At 68.5% G+C, this 17203-nt stretch carries 12 protein-coding genes and 1 pseudogene; 9 read left to right on the top strand and 4 right to left on the bottom strand.

From position 1 onward, the window contains the following. Positions 1–795 (bottom strand): LLM class flavin-dependent oxidoreductase (locus tag G369_RS0127620; protein WP_019657307.1); only part of this gene is annotated, 795 nt, incomplete at its 3' end. A gap of 174 nt (positions 796–969) precedes the next feature. Here G369_RS0127620 and G369_RS0127615 point away from each other — a divergent pair. Continuing rightward, positions 970–1929, top strand: a complete 960-nt coding sequence (locus G369_RS0127615; RefSeq protein WP_038115926.1) for a LysR family transcriptional regulator — start codon at positions 970–972, stop codon at positions 1927–1929. Here G369_RS0127615 and G369_RS0127610 read toward each other — a convergent pair. Then, a complete protein-coding gene (locus G369_RS0127610) occupies positions 1926–2810 on the bottom strand; it encodes an SMP-30/gluconolactonase/LRE family protein (protein WP_019657305.1) in 885 nt (294 codons plus the stop codon). The genes G369_RS0127615 and G369_RS0127610 overlap by 4 nt on opposite strands. Before the next feature lie 376 nt (positions 2811–3186). On the opposite strand from G369_RS0127610, the gene G369_RS0127605 reads away from it, so the two are divergent. From G369_RS0127605 to G369_RS0127570, 8 genes are read left to right on the top strand one after another with little or no spacing between them, the layout of a single operon-like run. Continuing rightward, entirely contained in the window at positions 3187–3957 is a 771-nt protein-coding gene (locus G369_RS0127605; RefSeq protein WP_019657304.1) for an enoyl-CoA hydratase/isomerase family protein, read from the top strand. Between the two features lie 4 nt (positions 3958–3961). Next, complete coding sequence (locus tag G369_RS0127600) at positions 3962–6106, top strand: acetate--CoA ligase family protein (protein WP_019657303.1); 2145 nt, start codon at positions 3962–3964, stop codon at positions 6104–6106. A gap of 11 nt (positions 6107–6117) precedes the next feature. Next, positions 6118–7320, top strand: coding sequence for an acyl-CoA dehydrogenase family protein (locus G369_RS0127595; protein ID WP_019657302.1), 1203 nt, complete (start codon positions 6118–6120; stop codon positions 7318–7320). Position 7321: 1 nt separating this feature from the next. Then, positions 7322–8284 (top strand): acyl-CoA dehydrogenase family protein, encoded by a 963-nt coding sequence (locus tag G369_RS0127590; RefSeq protein WP_019657301.1) that lies wholly within the window; start codon positions 7322–7324, stop codon positions 8282–8284. Between the two features lie 13 nt (positions 8285–8297). Continuing rightward, positions 8298–9059 (top strand): SDR family NAD(P)-dependent oxidoreductase, encoded by a 762-nt coding sequence (locus G369_RS0127585; RefSeq protein WP_019657300.1) that lies wholly within the window; start codon positions 8298–8300, stop codon positions 9057–9059. A gap of 4 nt (positions 9060–9063) precedes the next feature. Then, entirely contained in the window at positions 9064–10290 is a 1227-nt protein-coding gene (locus G369_RS0127580; protein WP_019657299.1) for an SDR family NAD(P)-dependent oxidoreductase, read from the top strand. After that, positions 10287–11060, top strand: a complete 774-nt coding sequence (locus G369_RS0127575; RefSeq protein ID WP_019657298.1) for a carboxymuconolactone decarboxylase family protein — start codon at positions 10287–10289, stop codon at positions 11058–11060. Before G369_RS0127580 ends, G369_RS0127575 begins: the two co-directional genes overlap by 4 nt. Before the next feature lie 3 nt (positions 11061–11063). After that, a complete protein-coding gene (locus G369_RS0127570) occupies positions 11064–12032 on the top strand; it encodes a tripartite tricarboxylate transporter substrate-binding protein (RefSeq protein WP_019657297.1) in 969 nt (322 codons plus the stop codon). Between the two features lie 138 nt (positions 12033–12170). On the opposite strand, the gene G369_RS0127565 is transcribed toward G369_RS0127570, so the two are convergent. Then, positions 12171–15833: an autotransporter outer membrane beta-barrel domain-containing protein gene (locus G369_RS0127565; RefSeq protein WP_019657296.1), complete on the bottom strand. Its 3663-nt coding sequence runs from the start codon at positions 15831–15833 to the stop codon at positions 12171–12173. Between the two features lie 231 nt (positions 15834–16064). Beyond that, positions 16065–16199 (bottom strand): annotated as a pseudogene (locus G369_RS39945) (ESPR-type extended signal peptide-containing protein); the annotation flags it as partial. Positions 16200–17203 lie beyond the last annotated feature (1004 nt).

The following is a 17203-nucleotide window of genomic DNA, read 5'->3' as shown; positions in this document are numbered from 1 at the left end:
CTGCGAACGACGGAACTTCAGGCTCTCGGAGATGCGACGCTGGAAGCGCGCGCAGTCCAGGTACGCATCGATCTCCGCCTTGCTGTCCGAAGCGTACGCACAGCGCAGGAAGCCGAACTTCACGTCGCGGTCCAGGTCCTTGCCGTTGTCGCCCGCGACCTTGTCCAGCCTCTGGCGCAGCTCACCGATGGCATCGTCGCCCTTGAGCAGCGCGGTCACGAACAGGTTGTGGCCCTCGCGCACCCCGCGCCCCAGCGTGACCGGGTTGCCCGAGGTGATCCACAGCGGCGGCATCGGGTCCTGCAGGCAGCGCACCGCGATCGAGCTCGGCGGCAGCTTCAGGTGCTCGCCGTCGTACGCCACGATCTTCTGCGTCAGGCCCTTGGGCAGGATGTCGAGGAACTCGTTGTAGATGGCGCCCGAGTCCTCGATCTTCACGCCGAAGCGTTCGAACTCGAACTGCTGGTAGCCCGAGCCGATGCCCAGCTCCAGGCGGCCGTCGGACACCGTGTCGACGAAGCCCACTTCCGCAAGAAACCGCGCCGGGTGGTACAGCGGCAGGATGCACACCGCCGTGCCCAGACGGATGCGCTTCGTCTTGGCCGCCATGTGCGCCACCATCATCAGCGGCGAGGGCGACAGCGAGTAGTTGTTGAAGTGGTGCTCGGCGTACCAGGCCGTGTTGAAGCCCGCCTGCTCCGCCGCCACCGTCTGCTCGATCGAGTTGTTGATGACCTGCTGCGACGTCTGGTGATAGCCGCGCTGCTGGGCCAGAATGAACACCCCGAATTCCATGTACTGTCTCCGCGAAAATTGCACCCGCCTGGGTTGCCAAAATTCTAGGGAGACGGCTTTCTTTGACTATGGCTGAATCTGCAGCTCAGAACTGCGTAAACAGGAGAAGTAAGTTGACGATCTCCGGCCTCCGGGCCTGTGTTGCGAGCGCCTTCGCGCGGGCAGGCGGCGCCCATGGATAGATTGCGAGCGATGGAGCTCTTTCTCTCCATCTCGCAGACGCGCAACTTCTCGGAGACGGCACGGCGCTTCGGCATCTCGGCCACCGGTGTGTCGCGCATGATCACCGAGATCGAGGAGGAGCTGAAGGTCAAGCTGCTGCTGCGCTCCACGCGCCAGGTGGCACTGACCGAGTCGGGGCAGGAATACGCGCGGCAGCTCGAAAGCATCCTGTGGCGCATCAAGGAGCTGCAGACCAACATCACCGCCATCAGTGCGGCACCGCAGGGACTGCTGCGCGTTCACTCGCGCGTGATGTTCGGGCTGGGCGTGCTGCCGCCGCTGATCGCGGCCTTCCGCAAGCTCTACCCTGAGATCCACATCGAGCTCTCGCTCACCGAAGCCGCCGTGGACCTTCGGCGCAACCAGGTCGACATCGACTTCCGCATCTCGCCGCCGGCCGAGGCGGGCGTCAAGCGCCGCATGCTGTTCCAGAGCGAGCGGCACCTGGTGGCGGCTCCCTCCTATCTCGAACGCATGCCCGCCCTGGTCTCGCCCGAGGGCATCCTGGAGCACGACTGCCTGGCCTACCAGCTGCCGGGCGACGAATACGTCTGGACCTTCAAGCAGCAGGACGAGCTGAGCCAGATCGCCTTCAAGCCGCGCCACGTCAGCAACAACGGCATCGCGCTGCTCGAGCTTGCGCGGCTGGGCGAAGGCCTGGTGCTGATGGACGACTACACGGTGCACAACGACGTGCTCCAGGGTCGGCTGGTGCGGGTGCTCGACGGCTATCGCATCAGCAACAAGGGCTTCGACGAGGGCATGTACGCCACCATCCTCGACACGCCCATCATTCCGGCGAAGATCCGCCTGTTCCTCGACTTCGTGGCCGAGCACGTGGCCGGGCCCGAGCTGCGCTTTTCCGCGCACGGCAAGCCGGCGGGACTGGACGTCGCGCCGCTTCGGACCTAGCCGGGCGGAAGCGGCATCCGGCACAGGGGGCGGACCAGCCCCTTGCAGCCGAGCCCCGTGAGCTTGAGCACTGCGCCATCCAGCGGACCTGATGCGCTGAGCCTGCCGCTGTCGCTGATGGTGGTGACGAACAGATCGTCCATCTGCGGCCCGCCGAAGCACAGCGCACTCGGATGCGTCACGGGCAGCACGATCTTTCGCGTCAGCTGGCCTTGCGCGTCGAAGCGTGCAAGCGTGCCGGTACGCACCAGCGCGGTCCACAGCCCGCCTTCGGCATCGAAGCAGCAGCCGTCAGGACCGGAGCCCTGGTCGTCGGTGCGCACGAACACGCGCCTGTCACCGAGCGTGCCGTCGCCCGCCACGGCGTAGGAATAGATGACGCGCCTTTCGCTGTCGGCCACATGCAGCCGGCCGTCGATCGGGCTCACGCAGGGGCCGTTGCAGATGCCCAGCCCGTCGTCGAGCTTGCTCAGCCGCAGGCCGGTGTCGAGCCGGTAGAGGCCGCCCAACGGAGCTTCGCCCGGCTCGCGGAAGACGTGCATGGTGCCCACCACGAAGCTGCCGTCGGGCATCGAGATGCCGTCGTTCAGCCGCAGGTGCTCGTGGCTCGCGTCGATCCGCGCCAGGGTCTGCAGATGGCCGGTACGCGGGTCGAGCGCGCAGATCTGCTCCTTCAGCGCCAGCACGATGCGGCCATCGGCATTGAAGGCGAAGGAGCCCAGCGGCGGCGGGACTTCATGGCGCGCGGTGACGGCGCCGGTGTCCGCATCCAGCGCAATCACCAGGCCCGCGCGGCAGTCCAGCAGCCACAGCTGCCCATCGTGCCAGACGGGGCATTCGCCCAGAGCGGTTTTGAGGTTTCCTAGGCGCTGAATTTCCATTTTCAATTCAATTGATCCGAAATTGAATTCGAATTCTTCTCTTTATTCAATTGCATCGAGCCACGCTAATCAGCCTCATCGGGGCCACGCATGCAACACGGCGCCGCCGCATCGTATCCCCCTGCCTCCCTCGGGAAGAGGAGCGACTCCTTCATTTCTTGCAGAACTCTCCTTCAGATTAGTTTGAAATCGATTTTCGAGTTCATTTCTACAATCGATCGAGCATATTGAGAACAGAGACAAGCCGGCGGAAGCACACCGCCCCAGGCCCCTAAATCGGAATTCCCGCGGAATTGAGACCCGGGCTGTTTGTCGACTGGCTTCAATTCAATTCCGATCCGTGCCGCGTCAAGCCGGCTTCTTCGAGAGGTGGTGTATGAGTAATGAATTTGTCCGTCTGGAAGTCTCCGGCGGGGTCGCCCTGGTCACGATGGACCGCAAGCCGGTCAATGCGCTGAACCGCGCCATGCGCCGTGAAATGGTGGCGACCTTCGACGCGATTTCCGAGCGCGAAGACATCCGCTGCGCCGTGCTGACCGGCACCGGCAGTGTGTTCTGCGCGGGCGCCGACCTCAAGGACCGCCCCGACGCCGAGATCGCGGGCGACTTCCTCGAACACAACCGCATCACCCGCGAGACCGGCAACGCGATTCGCGAATGCGCCAAGCCGGTGATCGCCGCGATCAACGGCACGGCGCTGGGCGCCGGCTTCGGGCTGGCCGCCGCGTGCGACATCCTCTACGCCTGCGAGAACGCGACCGTGGGCATGCCCGAGATCAACGTCGGCCTGGCCGGCGGTGCTTCGATGCTCAAGACCCTCTTCGGCCGCTCCACCCTGCGCCGCATGTTCTTCACCGGCCAGCGCCTCACGGCGCACGAGCTGCTCAAGCGCAACGTGATCGAGGACGTGCTGGCCGAGAAGGACCTGCTGCCCGTCACGATGGAGCTCGCCCGCGAGATCGCGTCCAAGGCGCCGCTGGCGATCGCCTACGCCAAGCGCGCGGCCAACATGGTCGATCTGATGCCGCAGCGCGACGCCTATCGCTTCGAGCAGGAATTCACCGTGGCCCTGTCGAAGACGGAGGACGCGCGCGAAGCCCGCATGGCCTTCCTCGAGAAGCGCGCGCCGGTCTTCAAGGGACGCTGATCCCATGCTGACGCAGGTTCACGCAGCCACCGGCACCAGGCTGGACGCATTCTTCAAGGCACAGGGCGTGGCGGTCGTCGGTGCTTCCGACGACATCACCAAGATCGGCGGCCGCCCCGTGCAGCTGCTGCGCAAGTACGGCTACGCGGGCGCCATCTATCCGATCAATCCCAAGGGCGGAACCATCCAGGGCCTGCAGGCCTACGCCTCCGTCCTGGACACGCCGACCGCCCCCGACCTGGCCATCCTTGCGGTGCCGGCGCAGGCGGCGCTGCAGGCCGTGCGCGACTGCGCCGATCGCGGCGTGCGCGGGGTGATCGTGCTGTCGTCCGGCTTCGCGGAAGCCGGCCCCGAAGGCGCCGCGCTGCAGGCCGAGATGGTGCGCGTGGCACGCAGCCACGGCATGCGCCTGCTGGGCCCCAACTGCCTGGGCACCGTGAACGTGGTGGACCGGCTGGTGGGCTCCTTCTCCATCGCGCTGGAGCAGAGCCTGCCGCCGGCCGGGCAGGTCGGCATCGTCTCGCAGTCGGGCAACATCGGCAGCTTCACCATGCGCAACATGGCAGAGCGCGGCATGGGCGTGAGCCGCTTCATCGCCACCGGCAACGAGGCCGACGTGGATGTCGCCGACGGCATCGCCGCACTGGCGCAGGACGCGGACACCCGAATCATCCTGTGCTGCATGGAGACCTGCCGGCACGCGGGCCGTCTGGTCGAGGCGCTGGACATGGCGCGCGCGAACAACAAGCCGGTCATCGTGCTCAAGATCGGAGCCACCGAGCAGGGCCAGGCCGCGGCGGCATCGCACACCGGTGCGCTCACCGGCTCCGACGCGGTGTTCGATGCCGTGTTCCGGCGCTACGGCGTGCTGCGCGTGCGTTCGTTCGAAGACCTGCTGAACGTGGGGCATGCGGCGGTGCTGCTCGGCACGGGCCGGCTGCCCGCCACCGACGCCGTGACGCTGGTGGCCGCATCGGGCGGCTTCGGCATCATGATGGCCGACGCGATGGTCGAGGCCGGCATGACCCTGCCGCAACTCACCGACAGCACGAAGGCCCTGATCCGCGAGGCCGTGCCCACCGCCGGCACCAACAACCCCGTGGATGCATCGGCCCAGATGTCGGCGCGCCCCGACATCCTGCTGAAGATGCTCACCGCGCTGCAGGAAGACGCCAACGGCAGCACGCTGGTGCTGCTGCTGGCCCTGTCGCTGTACAACCCGCGGCTGCGCGGCACTTACATGGAGGCGCTGGCCAGCATCCGCGCGAGCCATCCCGAGCGGCTGATGGTCCTCATCAGCCAGGGCCCTCCCGATGCGGTGGCCGAGATCAACGCGCTGGGCATCCCGGTGTTCCCGAGCATTCCGGCCGCGGCCACCGGCCTCGCCGGCCTGGTGCAGCTCGGCCGGCTTGCCACCCTGCCCGCCACCCCCGCCTACGGCGGCCCGGTCGACGGCGTGGATGCCGCCGTGTTCCGCAACGAGTTCCATGCCAAGCGCGCGCTTGCCGCGGCCGGCATCAGCGTGCCGCGCGAGGAGGTGGTGGCTTCCGCCGACGAGGCCGTGCGCAGCGCGCGGACCACGGGCTATCCCGTAGTGCTCAAGATCGCCTCGGAAGACATCGCCCACAAGACCGAGATCGGCGGCGTGGCGCTCGACCTGCATGACGACGCCGCGGTGCTCGAAGCGTACGAACGCATCATGGCCAATGCGAAGAAGCACGCGCCCCATGCCCGCCTGGACGGCGTGCTGGTGGCTCCCATGGTTCGCGGCGGCGTGGAGCTGATCGCCGGCGTCTCGCGCGACCCGGTCTTCGGCCCGGTGGTGATGGTGGGCTTCGGCGGCATCTACGCCGAGGTCCTCAAGGACGTCGCGGTGCAGGTCGCGCCGGTTTCCGAGGACGAGGCCGTGCGGATGATCCGCAGCCTGAAGATGTTCCCGCTGCTCGACGGCGCGCGCGGCCGCGCCAAGGCCGACGTGGCCGCGGCCGCCCGCACGGTGGCCCAGCTCTCCGAGTTCGCCTGCCGGCATGCCCGGGACGTGGCCGAGATCGACATGAACCCCATCCTGGTCAAGCCCGAGGGCGAAGGCGTCCTGGTGCTGGACGCACTGATGGTGCCCACCGCCGCCGGCCACGCCAATTCTCATTGAAGCCACTTCCAATGCACATGCCAAAGAACCCGGCCATTCCCGACGCGTCTGCCGGCCCCGCCGTCTATCGCGAGTACGCGCGCCAGTGGCTCGGCGCCAACCTGCCCGAGCACATGCGCGCGGACAGCCTGAACTACCGCACCCCCACGCTCGACGAGTGCCGCGACTGGGAAGCCTCGATGTACGAAGCCGGCCTGGCCGGCATGACCTGGCCCAAGGCCTACGGCGGACTCGGCCTCAGCTTGCGCGAGCACCTGGTGGTCAACAAGGAAGTGGGCGCGCTGCCCATGCCCGAGAGCGTGAGCTCCATCGGCAAGGAGCTGGCCGGCCCCATCATCCAGACGGTCGGCACCGCGGAGCAGAAGCAGCTCTTCCTGCCGAACATCCTGGCCATGCGCAACTACTGGTGCCAGGGCTTCTCCGAACCCGATGCCGGCTCCGACCTGGCCCGGCTGCGGACCAAGGCCGTGCAGGAAGGCGACATCTGGCGCATCAACGGCCAGAAGATCTGGACCAGCGGCGCGGCCAAGGCGCACTACTGCCTGCTGCTGACCCGCACCGGCACGGTGGCCGACAAGCACCGCGGCCTGCTGATGTTCGCGGTGCCGATGAACACGCCGGGCATCCGCGTGTCGACCATCAAGTCGATCGATGGCAAGGACTCCTTCGCCGAAGTCTTCTTCGACAACGTGGTGGTCCCCGACAGCGCCCGCCTGGGCGCGCCCGACGAAGGCTGGAACGCCGCGATCCGCGTGCTGTCGATCGAACGCGCCACCAACCGCATGTATCGCGCGTGGCGCTTCGAATGCGAGCTGCGCCAGCTGATCGCCGCATGCAAGTCCGACCCACAGCTGGCCACGCTGCTGGACGACGGCCACGTGCAGCGCCGCATCGGCGACGTCGTGGGCGAGATCGATGCGCTCAAGGGCCTGGTCGAGCGCACGGTGGACCAGATGATGGCCGGCGACAGGATCGGCGCGCGCGGTTCGCTCACCAAGCTCTTCTGGTCCGAGGCCCACCAGGCCTTCATGGCGCTGGCGCTGTCGCTGGTGTCGCAGGTGAACCCGCGCTCCAGCGCGCTCGCGCAGCGTGCCCGCAAGCACTTCACCACCGCCTACCTCTATTCCCGCGCCGAGACCATCTACGCCGGCACCACCGAAGTGCAGCTGGACATCATCGCGCAACGCATCATGGATCTGCCCAAGGACCTCTGAGATGAGCACCACAGACAACGATCTCAAGCCCGAAGAGTTCGGCCAGGCCGCCGCGGCAGCCATCACCGACGCGCAGGCGCGCGGCTTCCGCGACGCGGCCCAGGTGCTGGCAGGCGCAGGCCTGTGCGGCGTGTGCGCGTCCGAAGAGGCGGGTGGCCTCGCGCTGGGCATCGAATTCGCGCTGCCCATCGTGGCGGAAGCGGGCAAGCTGAGGCTGCAGTGGCCGCTGCTGGAAACCGTCCTCGTGGCCAAGGCGCTGGGCCAGTCACCACTCGCCGCCCAGCTCGCGGCGGGCGAGCGCGTGGCCACCTGGGCGCTGCAGGGCAGCCTGCAGGAAGGCTTCGCGGGCCAGGCCCGCCACGCCAGTCACTGCGACTGGGCCCTGGTGGCCGACGGCCAGGGCGGCGCGGCGCTGGTCGACCTCGGCTCGGTCACGATCCAGGACGATGCCGCACTCGACCCCGAGCACCCCCAAGCCTGGCTGGTGCTGGACAAGGCCGAAGTGCTCGCCACGGTGGATGCCGCAACCTTCTCCGCCCTTCAGCGCGACAGCCACATCCTGATCGCGGGCCTGGTCAACGGCGCCGCCGAAGGCGCGCTCGCCACCACCGCCGAGTACATGTCGACGCGCGTGCAGTTCGGCCGGCCCCTCTCGGCCAAGCAGGCGGTGCGCCACCTGCTGGCGCGGATGCGCCTGCTGCAGGAGGCCTCCAGCGCGGGCATCCAGCGCCTGCTTCGCACCGATGAATTCGGCGGCGCACGCGCCACCTCGCCCGTGCTGGCCAATGCACTGGCCAGCTCTGCCTTCGTGCTGGAGAAGTCCATCCATCTGCACGGCGGGATGGGCTTCACCTGGGAAGTGCCGCTGCACTACGCGCTGCGCGAGGTGCGCAAGTTCGATGCCGCCTTCGGCTCGGGCGTGCTGGCCCGGCAGGTGGGCCGCGACTTCATCCAGTCTGTCTGAACAAGGATCTGAAATGAACCAGGATTTGCTTGGCCGCGTGGCCCTCATCACCGGCGCGGGCGCCGGCATCGGGCGCGAGACCGCCCGCCAGATGGGCGAGCGCGGCGCCATCGTCTGCGTGAACGACCTGAAGGAAGAGCTGGTCGCGCCGGTGGTGGACGAGATCAGGGCCCGTGGCGGGCAGGCCTTCGCGATCGTGCAGAACATCGCCAGCCGCGAAGGCATTCGCGAAGCCATCCAGCGATCGTTCGACCTCGGCGGCAGGCGTTTCGACATCCTCGTCAACAACGCGGCCTGGGTGCGCTACCAGTCCATTCCCGAGATCGCCCCGGAAACGGTGGACCGCATGCTCGACGTGGGCTTCAAGTCCGTCATCTGGAGCCTGCAGGAAGCCGTGGCCGTGATGGACCCCGAACGCGGCGGCGCGATCGTGAACGTGGCGTCGGTCGCGGCGCTGCGATCGGCCGCCAATTCGGTCGTGTACTCGGGCATCAAGTCGGGCGTGCTCGGCATCACACGGGCGGCGGCGGCGGAACTAGGCTCGCGCAACATCCGCGTCAACGCCGTATGCCCTTCGGCCGTGCCCACCGAAGGCACGCAGCGCAACCGCAATGCCGAACGCGATGCCAACCGCATCGCCCGCACGCCGCTGGGCCGGCTGGGCACGGTGGAGGACATCGCCCAGAGCATCTGCTTCCTGGCCAGCGACCAGGCAGGCTTCATCACCGCGCAGGCGCTCACGGTGGACGGCGGCATCACGCTGACCAACATCTGAGCCCATGCCCACGGCCCTGATCACCGGTGCCGCATCCGGCATCGGACGCGACACCGCGAGGCTGTTCGCAAGCGCCGGCTGGCAATGCGTGCTGGTCGATCGCAACGCGCAGGCCCTGCACCAGCTGGCGCAAGAGCTGCCCGCCGAGGGCGCGCATGTGCCGCGCACGATCGACCTGACGGACCCGAAGCAGATCGCCTCGCTGGCCGAAGGCACGCCGGCGCTGGACGCCCTCATCAACAACGCGGGCATGTCCGATGCCTCTAACACGCCGCTGGTACAGCAGAGCCCCCAACAGGCCGGCCGGCTGCTGGCGCTCAACCTCGCTGCGCCTGCAGCGGTGGTGGATGCGTGCAGCCAGCTGCTCAAGCCGGGCGCTCGCGTCGTGAACGTGTCGTCGGGCGCGGGCCTGAGCGCCATTCCGTTTCGCGGCCTGTACAGCCCGAGCAAGGCGGGGCTCATCGCGCAGACACGCGCCCTGGCGAACGCACGGCCGGACCTGTGCGTGACGGTGCTGTGCCCCGGCTTCGTGCGAACCGAGCTCGTCGCCGGGCTGATCGAAGCGGGGCGCATCGACCCCGAGCGCGCGGTGGCAAAGACACCGCTGGGACGCATGGCGACACCCGACGAGATGGCCCGGGCGCTGTTCTTCCTGGCAAGCACCGGTGCCGCGCCGCTCAGCGGGCAGGTCCTGCCGGTGAATGGCGGATCGTCGATCTATGGCGGCAGCCAGGGTTTTGCGCCCGCCACGCTGGATGTGCTGCCGCTGGACCTGCCGCTGCAGCTCGAGGTACTCGGCGGACCCGTGCAACCCTGGCAGGCCGTATCCGCAACGGCCGGCGCCGGGCCGCACTACCCGGCATGCATCGATCTCTCCGCGCTGCACCGCAAGAGCGGCCTGCTGCAGGCGGTGCACGAGGCCGCCATCCGCTTCGCGTCCGGTCATTCGCAGCAGGCCAGCCTCACGGTGCTGCTGCCACAGGACACGCCGGAGCGCAGCACCCGCTGGCAGGACGCCGGCGACGGCGCCGCTGCACGCATGCTCATCTCGACGCTGGCCTGCGAATGGGGCAGCCGCGCCTTGCGCATCAACGCGCTGGAGGTGCCGCCAGAGGTGGAGCCCCGGTCGCTGTACGCGCTACTGCGCTACGTCTGCGGACCTGCCGCGCAGTATGTGACGGGCCAGACGCTCGTGTGCCACCGGAACACACCGAAGGACGCAGCAGCATGAACACGCCGGAAACCCGCATCGACAAGGAACGCGCGCGGATCAAGGAATTTTTCATCGCCGAGCGCGGCTACTGGCGACCGTGGACCGAGACCATGCTCGACGCATGCCCCGGATTCGTGGAGCAGTACGCACGCTATGCCGGTCATCCCGCGCGCACCGGGCCGCTCACGCCGCGCATGGTGGAGCTCATCTACGTGGCGCTGGACAGCTCCTCGTCCCATCTGTTCGAGTCCGGCCTTCAGACGCACATGAAGCGGGCTTTGGAAGTGGGCGCAACGCAGGCCGACATCGTCGACGTGCTGCACCTGGTGGCCGTGCAGGGCCTGGCCAGCGTCGGCCAGGCGACCGCCATCCTCGCGGAACTCGCCGGGCTGCAGGACTCGCGAGGTTCGCAGGCCGTCAGCACGGCGCTCCAGGCCCGCATCGACCGGCTCGGGCACGCTCACGCACTGCGGCTGAACGAACTGGCGCGGCTGGACGCCGGCTATGTGGAGGTGCTGCTCGACTTCATCGAAAAGGGCCGACCCGGCGCGGGCCTGACCGATGCCGAGCGCAGCCTCGTCCAGCTCGCGCTGCATGCCTGCTTCACCGCCTTCAATCCCGATGCTGTGCGACAGATCGTCGCCACGGGCCTGGGGCATGGCCTCGCGCCGACCGAGCTGCTGCAGGCCATCCAACTCGGCGCTCATCTGGCAGTGCATGGCAGCGCACTGGGTGCAAAGGTGCTTCAGGCTTGCCAGGCGCCGCCGGCCCGGAAACAGGGCGAGTAGACGATGCGGACCCATCCCCTGCGGCTGCTGTGCGCCGCGCTGGCCGCCGCGAGCACGACGACGGCGCTGCATGCGCAACCCGTTTTTCCGGCCCGCCCCGTGACCATCGTGGTGCCCTACAGCGCCGGTGGCGTCACCGACTACTTCGCGCGCCAGCTCGGCAGCAAGCTGTCGCGCATGTGGGGCCAGCCCGTGGTGGTGGACAACCGCGCGGGCGGCGGAACCATCATCGGGACGCAACTGGTCGGCAAGGCCCCGGCAGACGGCCACACCCTGCTCTTCACGAGCTACGGCTTCACCGCCAACCAGGTGCTGCGCAAGAGCCTGCCGTACGCGAAGACATCCTTCCGGCCCGTCGCGCTGCTCGGTTCCAGCCACAACGTGCTGCTGGTCACCAACCGGCTCAAGGGCAAGCCGCTGGAGGCGATCATTGCCGACGCCAAGGCCACGCCGGGCAGCCTCAAGCTCGCATCTTCAGGCCTGGCTTCCAGCCCGCACATCGGCGCCGAGTTCTTCGCCAGGAAGACCGGCATCACCTTCACGCACGTCCCCTACAAGGGCCAGGGGCCGTCGATGTCCGACCTGATCGCGGGCGTGGTCGACGGCATGTTCGACGGCATGTCCTCGTACGCGCAGGTCAAGGCCGGACGAGTGGCCGCCGTCGCCATCGCCGCGGCGCAGCGCCACCCGGCCGCGCCCGAGATACCGACGTTCAGGGAACTGGGCGTCGACCTGGTCACGGGTACATGGTTCGGCATGCTTGCACCCGCCGCGACGCCCGATGCGATCGTCGACAAGATCAACGCGGACATCCGCCTGGCCCTGCAGGACGAGGAACTCATGGCGCAGATCGCCAGGACGGGCGTGAGCGTGTCGGCTTCATCGCCGGAGGCCTTCGGTCGGTTCCTTGGCCAGGAAGCGGACAAGCTGCAGGCGCTGGTCGATCAGGGGGTGCAGATCCATCTGGACTGAGCACGCGACATGCGAGGGCCCGGCGCCGCTGGCCCCTGCAAGCTTTGCATCGACGATGCGCGCCCCACTGGATGGAGCTCGGGCACCGTGAAACACGACTGTTCCGTCACGCTGACCGTCACGCGCTGAAGCGATTTCCTACCACTTCACGCGCACGCCGATCGATCCGTTGATGCCGCTCCTGACCCTGGCGTCGCCGCCCGATGACCACAGCTTGCCGACTTCGCCGTAGAGGCTGGTCGACGGGCCCAAGGCCAGTGTGAAGCCGCCCGCAAGCTCGGTGCTCGTGCCGCCGGTCGGCGCTGCGATGTCGGTCGTGGTCGCACCGTTCACGAAACGGGCGATGTCCGCGCCGCTCGATGTCCGGTAGACGTTGAAGCGGCCATACGGCTGCAGCGTGCCGAGCCCCGTGGCGATCTCGCCCTTGACCCGCACGCCCGCGCGCGCGATCCAGCCGCTGTCGGCCTGCGGCTGGACGATGGCGCCCGCGATCGCGGAGTTGCCCAGATCCATGTGCTGGTGGATCAGCTGCAGCTGCGGCTCGATGCGCCAGCCGCTGCCGCCCAGCGCGAAGGACTGCCCCACCTCGATGGAGCCCAGCAGGCTGTTGCCCTTGCCGCCCACGCCCAGGCTGGCCAGCGGCTGTACCGTGTAGCGATGGCGGCCCGACTGCACCACGGCGTCGGCATAGAAGCCGCCGTCGGTGGTGTAGGTGCCGTACACGCCCACGTACTGGCTGCGCAGGTCGTTGCGGCCCACGCCGAGGTTCTGGATGCCGCTGGCGAAGCCGCGCACGCTCGCGTCGCCGTCGAGCTGGCCGACGTAGATGCCTGCGCGCCAGTTCGGCGTGGCCAGCAGGTCGGTGCCGGCCTGGAAGCCGGTGAGGCGGCCCTTGCTGGATGGCGATACCGTGCCGCCCTGCTGGATGTCGATGTCGGTGGAGAGCACGCGGGCCCAGGCGCGGCGATCGGAGCCGGCGGGGTTGGTCGAGGTGCTCGCGGTACCCTTCACGTCATCGTCGCCTACGCGCTTGCGCAGGTCGCCGAGCATCGCGAGGTTGCCCTGGCGCAGCTGGCCGGGGAGCGCGGAATAGAGCGAGGCCTCGGCGCGGTAGGTGATAACCGGTGCTGCGGGCACTTGCGGCGCGGCGCCCGGAATGCTGGAGCGCAGGTACCAGTTCTCGCCCGCGCCGTTGGCGTCGGCGGCGTACAGGCGGTATTCATAGGCGCCGGCATCCACATGGCCATTGGCCAGGCTGAAGGCGTCCTTGGTCGTCTGCGCCGTGGTGGTGGCGCCGTTGATCGCGCTGACGACCTCGATGCCGTTGCCGGTGGTCAGCGCGCCCAGGCCGCCGAGGTTGGTGACCTGCACTGTCGTGCGGCCGCCGGCAGAGGCCGTGGCCCCGTCGAGCACCAGCCGGTCCGAGGGGCCGGTGCCGCTGAGTACGGTACCAAGCCGGAGCACACCGTTGTTGCCGACGTACGCGCCCGTCACCGTGAGCGTCGTGCCTGCGGCCGCGCCCACCAGCGAGACGGTGCCGCTGTTGGCCAGCGAGGCCACCGTCTGGCTGAAGCCCGCGAGATCCAGCGTGGCGCCCGCGGCCACGCTGTGGGCGGAAGCCGCGCTGAAGGTGTTGGCGGCGCCGGCCTTGAGCGTGCCCTGCGCCACGTTGGTGGCGCCGGTGTAGACGTTGGCGCCGGACAGCGTCAGCGTGCCTGTGCCCTCCTTCGTGATGAAGCCACCGCCGCTGATCGCGCCACTCAGGGTCGCGTTGAAGGCACCGGTGTCGATGATCGGATCGGTGGTGCCCGTGAGCTGAATCGCATTGGCGATCGTCAGCCCGTCGGCGCTGAAGCCCAGCGTCGTGTCGTCGTCCATCGACAGCGCTCCGGTGCCCAGCGCCTGGCTGTTGCCGAGGTTCAGGCGCCCCTGGCGCAGCGCGGTGCCGCCGGTGTAGGTGTTCGCGCCCGAGAGCGTGAGCGTGCCGGAGCCCACCTTCACCAGTGAGCCTCCGGTGCCCGAGATCACGCCCGAAACTTCGGTGCTGGCGTTCGAACCGCCGGTGGTCAGCGCCTTGGCGCCGAGGATCACGTCACCCGCGCCTGACAGCGAGCCGATGGAAGTGCCCGCGGCGGTCAGCAAGCGGATGCTCAGGCGCCCGCCCGCGTTGTTGACCACCGTGGCCTGGTCGGCGGTCGCGCGGTCGAGGATGTCGATCAGGCCTCCGCTTTCGTTGACGAAGGTTGCCTGGCCCGCACTGGCGTCGTTCAGCAGGTTGATCCGGCCACCAGCGAAATTGGTGATGCGGGCGTTGCCAGCGGTCGCGTTGAACGTGAAGTTCGTCAGCCCGCCACGGTTCTCGATGACGGCATTGCCTGCGGAGGCGCTGTCTCTGAACTCGGCCGACGCATCCGTGTTCATGATGAGATGGGCAGTGCCGGCCGAGCTGCTGTCGCGGAATTGCACGAAACCCGCGTTGTCCGTCGGCAGAGAACCGCGCGCAGCGGCGGTAATCGTCAAGCCGCCCGCATCGGCCTTGCTGCCGAAGATCAGCGAGGCGTTACCGGCCACGGACACCGGCCCAGCACCGAGCGCGCCGGTCGCCAGGGCCTGCAGGCTGCCGGCAGTCACCGTGGTGCCGCCCGCGTACGAGTTGGCCGTGCCCAGCACCAGCGTGCCGCGGCCGGTCTTCTGCAGCGCCCCGCCGCCAGAGACTTCGCCATTCAGCGTCAGCGTACGGACCAGGTCCACGTCGAAGGTACCGCCGCCCGCGCCGATCGCAACCGTGCGGGTGGCCGTGGTGTCGCCGGTGACGTTCAGCGTGCCGCCGTCGAGCGTGAGCCCACCGCTCGAGTTGCCGAGCGCACCGTCGTCGGCGATGGAGAGCGCCCCGCCGCGCACGAACCATGGCGTCAGGCCGGAATTGGTGCCGGCCAGCGTCCATGTGCTGGCACCTGTCTTTTCGTAGCGCGTGAAGCCGCTGTAGGAGCCGGCGTTGAGTCCAGTGGTGCCGTCTGTCGTGTCGCCCGCCAGCCTCAGCACGTTGCCGGTGCCAAAGGTCACCCTGAGCAGGCCGGTGATCGAGGAGCCGGCGCGCAATTCGAGCTGGTTGTCGTTGCCGGTGATCCGCACCGCATCGCCGCGCATCGTGCCGTCGCCATTCATGCCGGCCATCAGGGTGCCGCTGCTGACAATGCTGTTCGCGTTGCCCCGGATGCGCAGACCTGCGCCCCCGATGCCGTTGACGGTGTTGTTTCCGCCGGCACCGGCCGCGCCTCCCGCGAGTGTCCCGGTATTGAGCACCGAGTTGCCGCTTGACTCCAGCGCCAAACCGGCACCGCCTTCGCCGCCACCGCCCACCAAGCCGCCGAAGGAGGTCACGGCGCCATTCCCGCCGATCCCGCCGGTGGCCGTGCCGGTATTGGTGACGGTGGCGCTCCCGCCTTGCAGCACGATGCCATCACCACCGCCACCACCGCCGCCGGCCCACTGGCCGACGGCACCCGCACCACCGTTGCCGCCGATCGCCTGGCCAGCATTGTTCAGGGTGACGCCGGCCGCCACGGACTGCAGACCCGCGCCGCCACCGCCGCCGCCGCCGGCCAGGCGCCCGACGCCGCCTGTGCCGCCATTGCCGCCTTGCAGGGTGGTGCCTCCTCCCACGTTGATGCCGGTGTCGGACGTGTACACGGCCGCACCGCCGCCGCCGCCCCCGCCGGCGCCAAAGGTCGGATCGGGGTCGGGAACGCCGCTGCTTCCTGAAGATCCGCTGACGGAGCCCGTGACGCTGGTCGCGCCCACCGCCCCTCCCGCTCCGCCGGCACCAATTCCTCCGATACCGCCGGCACCGCCGCTGCCTCCCGACGAGGGCAGTCCGTTGCCGGTGGGGAACTCACCGAGGATGCCGCCACCGGCGCCACCACCATTCCCCGCGCCACCCCGGCCGCCCGTGCCCCCGCCCGCAACAGATGCGGTCCCGCCGCTGGCTTGTGCCCAGGAGACCGCCGGCAGGCCGGCCAAGGCCAGCAGGCCGACGGCTGCTGCAATTCGCCTTGCACGCCGGCTTCCGCCTGCCGCTGCGCGCCTCGCCGGCGACGAAGCCAGTTCCGAAACAGCCTGCCAGACACCCAGCACACCATTCCATACCACGCGATAAATGCTGTTCATCCCCTCGACCTCCATCGAAAGATAAAAAGGGCTGCAATGTAATATTTGCAACAAGCCGATTCAATTACACGGAATAGCAGCGAGTGGCAGAACTTCCTCGGAACTCGCCAAGGAACTCCGCGGGCGGCAGGGAAAGAAGTCGGAAACTTGCGCATCGAGTCTGTTCAGGCCGAGGACTGCGTCAATGCGGACACGGGGACGTCACGGGCGGAATGCGCCGATCTCCCGAACGGCTTGGCCGCCCTCCCGACCTGGTGCCTTGATCGGGAGGGTAGATTTCATTCGCGCAAAGCAACGCGCACCCCCTCAACGTGACCTCGATGACCAGCACAGGCGAATACGGCGAGTTCTCGCGCGCTTTCTGAAAAGTTGCCCGCACATTGCGCCAACGCAGCGCCATGCAACGCGGGTGGGCACAAACCCGCAGGGTCCTCGGCCACCCGCCGCGCGGCCGGGCTACCAGAGCACCCTCACGCCCACGCTCGCGTTGACGTCGCTGCTGTAGTGCGAATCGCCACCCTGGTCCCAAAGCTTGCCGAGTTCCGTTGGCGAGCAGCTGCTCGAACCGCGTATTGGTCAGGAAGGAAAAACTGGAAGCCGCCACGGCGTTCTCCTTTAACGCTTGCGGGCGGAATTGCCCGGCACCGCCGTCGGTACGCCGCAGCGCAGCAGTCCACGTTCGCAGACGGCCGCCAGCGTGCCGCGAGGCGCGCGCAGACCTTGACGGCGAGAACGGTGTGCTCCGATGAAGGCGCCAGCAGCAAGCCAGCCCACTCACAACGGCTTTCTCCTTTTGTTCGCCCTGCGCGTCCGGCATGCCGGCGGCCCCCCGGGGCCGGCACTGCTCGACGCCCACTTCCGGACAGCGTCAGACGGTGGCGGCGCGTGCTCCGACCGACCGGCCTCGCACCCGGTGAGAAGGAGTCAGCAATGCCAGGGCGGCTTGGAACAGGCCGCAGGAGAAGAGCCTTCTGCACGGAGTTTCAGACCGGGCGGAAATCCAA

Origin of the sequence: Variovorax atrisoli 110B (genome assembly GCF_000382045.1) — a bacterium.
Lineage (GTDB): Bacteria > Pseudomonadota > Gammaproteobacteria > Burkholderiales > Burkholderiaceae_C > Variovorax > Variovorax atrisoli.
The sequence above is the reverse complement of the archived record's forward strand: the minus strand, read 5'-3'. Positions and strand labels throughout refer to the sequence as shown.